Origin of the sequence: Pseudoalteromonas sp. 19-MNA-CIBAN-0066 (assembly GCF_040308705.1) — a bacterium.
Lineage (GTDB): Bacteria > Pseudomonadota > Gammaproteobacteria > Enterobacterales > Alteromonadaceae > Pseudoalteromonas > Pseudoalteromonas nigrifaciens.
Window position 1 is genome coordinate 1 of record NZ_JBEONZ010000072.1, and the last position, 3,389, is coordinate 3,389.

General features: G+C 39.2%; 11 tRNA genes. 2 read left to right on the forward strand and 9 right to left on the reverse strand.

The features are described 5' to 3' along the window. Positions 1–138 precede the first annotated feature (138 nt). The 9 genes from AAEZ18_RS18080 to AAEZ18_RS18120 form a co-directional block, all read right to left on the reverse strand. A tRNA-OTHER gene (locus AAEZ18_RS18080) sits at positions 139–230 on the reverse strand. Positions 231–287: 57 nt separating this feature from the next. Further along, positions 288–378, reverse strand: a tRNA-OTHER gene (locus AAEZ18_RS18085). A 523-nt stretch (positions 379–901) separates the two neighbouring features. Continuing rightward, positions 902–977 (reverse strand) — tRNA-Val (locus AAEZ18_RS18090). Between the two features lie 56 nt (positions 978–1,033). Then, positions 1,034–1,109, reverse strand: a tRNA-Val gene (locus AAEZ18_RS18095). Positions 1,110–1,259: 150 nt separating this feature from the next. After that, positions 1,260–1,335 (reverse strand) — tRNA-Val (locus AAEZ18_RS18100). A gap of 158 nt (positions 1,336–1,493) precedes the next feature. Continuing rightward, positions 1,494–1,569: transfer RNA gene (locus tag AAEZ18_RS18105), tRNA-Val, on the reverse strand. A 151-nt stretch (positions 1,570–1,720) separates the two neighbouring features. Further along, a tRNA-Val gene (locus AAEZ18_RS18110) sits at positions 1,721–1,796 on the reverse strand. Between the two features lie 156 nt (positions 1,797–1,952). Then, a tRNA-Val gene (locus AAEZ18_RS18115) sits at positions 1,953–2,028 on the reverse strand. Positions 2,029–2,178: 150 nt separating this feature from the next. Then, positions 2,179–2,254: transfer RNA gene (locus tag AAEZ18_RS18120), tRNA-Val, on the reverse strand. A 735-nt stretch (positions 2,255–2,989) separates the two neighbouring features. Between AAEZ18_RS18120 and AAEZ18_RS18125 the strand changes: the two genes are divergently transcribed. Next, a tRNA-Ala gene (locus AAEZ18_RS18125) sits at positions 2,990–3,065 on the forward strand. Between the two features lie 37 nt (positions 3,066–3,102). Then, positions 3,103–3,178: transfer RNA gene (locus tag AAEZ18_RS18130), tRNA-Glu, on the forward strand. The last annotated feature ends 211 nt before the right edge of the window (positions 3,179–3,389 follow it).

Sequence of the window (3,389 nt, forward strand, 5' to 3'; positions counted from 1 at the left end):
ACTTAGCTTGATACCAGCGACCCTCGCCATTCGTTATAAAGGGCGGCGATGCTCTTTTTCTTTCAACTGAGCTAATTGCCCAAAAGGACTTTTATATTATTTTAGTATTTAATGGAGATATTAAGAAGTGTTTATATGTGGTGGGTAATACTTAGCTTGATACCAGCGACCCTCGCCATTCGTTATAAAGGGCGGCGATGCTCTTTTTCTTTCAACTGAGCTAATTACCCAAAAGGACTTTTATATTATTTTAGTCTTTAATGGAGATATTAAGAAGTGTTTATATGTGGTGGGTGATACTGGACTTGAACCAGTGACCCTCGCCATTCGTTATAAAGGGCGGCGATGCTCTTTTTCTTTCAATTGAGCTAATTGCCCAAAAGGACTGATATATTATTTTAGTATTTTATGGAGATATTAAGAAGTGTTTATATGTGGTGGGTGATACTGGACTTGAATCAGTGACCCTCGCCATTCGTTATAAAGGGCGGCGATGCTCTTTTTCTTTCAATTGAGCTAATTGCCCAAAAGGATTTATATATTATTTAAGTATTTGATGGAGATATTACGAGATACTAAGAAGTGTTTATATGTGGTGGGTGATACTGGACTTGATGCCAGCGACCCTTGCCATTCGTTATAAAGGGCGGCGATGCTCTTTTTCTTTCAACTGAGCTAATTTCCCAAAAGGACTTATATATTATTTTAGTATTTTATGGAGATATTAAGAAGTGTTTATATGTGGTGGGTGATACTGGACTTGATGCCAGCGACCCTTGCCATTCGTTCTAAAGGGCGGCGATGCTCTTTTTCTTTCAACTGAGCTAATTGCCCAAAAGGATTTATATATTATTTAAGTATTTGATGGAGATATTCCGAGATACTAAGAAGTGTTTATATGTGGTGGGTGATACTGGACTTGAACCAGTGACCCTCGCCTTGTAAGGGCGATGCTCTCCCAACTGAGCTAATCACCCACATATAAAATAGGTATAACGCTTAATTAAATGCTTTAAACATTTAAACTGTAATTTGGTGGGTGATACTGGACTTGAACCAGTGACCCTCGCCTTGTAAGGGCGATGCTCTCCCAACTGAGCTAATCACCCAAATTACATTATTAACTATCAAGGGTGATAGTTAACACTGGACTTTAACCAGTGAACACTGCCTTTACTTGTAAATAGCGGCGATGCTCTCTTTTTTCTAACTGAGCGAATTACCCATTTAGATTTTTGTAATATACACCATTTTAAAAATGGTGGGTCGTACTGGACTTGAACCAGTGACCCTCGCCTTGTAAGGGCGATGCTCTCCCAACTGAGCTAACGACCCATATTACATGCTACTACCTATACAGATAGTACTGGACTTTAACCAGTAAACTTCGCCATTACTTGTAAGTAGCGGTGATGCTCTCTTTTTGTAACTGAGCTAACGACTCATATTAAAATTTTAAAACGCGACTATTATATAATAATAGGTTTTATATGTGGTGGGTGATACTGGACTTGAACCAGTGACCCTCGCCTTGTAAGGGCGATGCTCTCCCAACTGAGCTAATCACCCACATATAAATTAAAACGCTACTATTAAAATAAATAGTACTGGATTTTAACCAGTGAACACTGCCTTTACTTGTAAATAGCGGCGATGCTCTCTTTTTTCTAACTGAGCTAATTACCCATTTAGATTTTTGTAATATACACCATTTTAAAAATGGTGGGTCGTACTGGACTTGAACCAGTGACCCTCGCCTTGTAAGGGCGATGCTCTCCCAACTGAGCTAACGACCCATATTACATGCTACTATCTATAGATAGTACTGGACTTTAACCAGTGAACTTCGCCATTACTTGTAAGTAGCGGTGATGCTCTCTTTTTGTAACTGAGCTAACGACCCATATTACAATTTTAAAACAAGACTATTATATAATCATAGGTTTTATATGTGGTGGGTGATACTGGACTTGAACCAGTGACCCTCGCCTTGTAAGGGCGATGCTCTCCCAACTGAGCTAATCACCCACATATAAATTAAAACGCTACTATTAAAATAAATAGTACTGGACTTTAACCAGTGAACTTCGCCGTTGCTTATTAGTAGCGGAGATGCTCTCTTTTTCTAACTGAGCTAATTACTCATATAGAAATTTAGATGTGAACACTTATAAAAAGTGGTGGGTGATACTGGACTTGAACCAGTGACCCTCGCCTTGTAAGGGCGATGCTCTCCCAACTGAGCTAATCACCCACATCTAAACAACAACACAATGCTGCGTTGTTGTGGGGCGCTATTATAGATAGAGTTGTAAATGTGTCAACACTTGAATGATAAAAATGTGCTGAGTGGGGGTTTTATAAACAACAAGTAATGTTTGGAGTTTGTTTTATCGACAAATCAATGCTTAGTGTTTAAATAAACGCCGTATTATCTGTTTAGGCTTAGATAGTTAATATCGAAAATCAAGAAAGTAATAAGCCAATCTATTTTAACTTAGTTGCTGTGGTGTGTTTATTGATCATAAAGTGCAGCTTATATAAAGTAATCACTTAAGTTATAAATTTACGCCGTGATTAAATCGCCTTTAAATTAAACCAATTTTAATCCGCAAAAAACCAATGCGATCTAATAGTGCGTAAAGTGGTTATTATGCCAAGGCATAAAGTAAGGATACGTCATTGAACGATGAACTAAATATGCCAAGTTGAATTTGCATATAAATGTATACCTTTTCTATGCTCAATAAAAATTAAAACAAGCAGAGCAGGGGTTATCTAATCATCCAGCCATAATTTATAATACACTCAAGGGGCTAATTTACTGTAAATTGCCCTTTTTAGCCTGCTTGGTAGCCAGTTTGTTGAAAAATAAACCATTTAAATAAAGCAGAACAAAAAACTGTTGACTTTATTTTGGGTGGTGCATAGAATGCGCCCCGCACTAAGCAATACACGACGTGTTTATCACAGCGTGTGTAAATAAGTTGGGGCTATAGCTCAGCTGGGAGAGCGCTTCGCTGGCAGTGAAGAGGTCTGCGGTTCGATCCCGCATAGCTCCACCAACTTATTAGTGTTTGTCCTAGGGTAGCAGTTTTCTGTGTCCCCATCGTCTAGAGGCCTAGGACACCGCCCTTTCACGGCGGTAACAGGGGTTCGAATCCCCTTGGGGACGCCATTTAGCTTTAATTAGTTAAAGGCGGTTTTACCGAGAAAATAGCGTCACAATTAAAGCTCGAGTCTTTACTTGTATTAAGCGCAATTACCTTAAAACTCAGGATGTGAGTTAAACTAATCAATTGTCCTAGTGATACATTTATGTGTCCCCATCGTCTAGAGGCCTAGGACACCGCCCTTTCACGGCGGTAACAGGGGTTCGAATCCCCTTG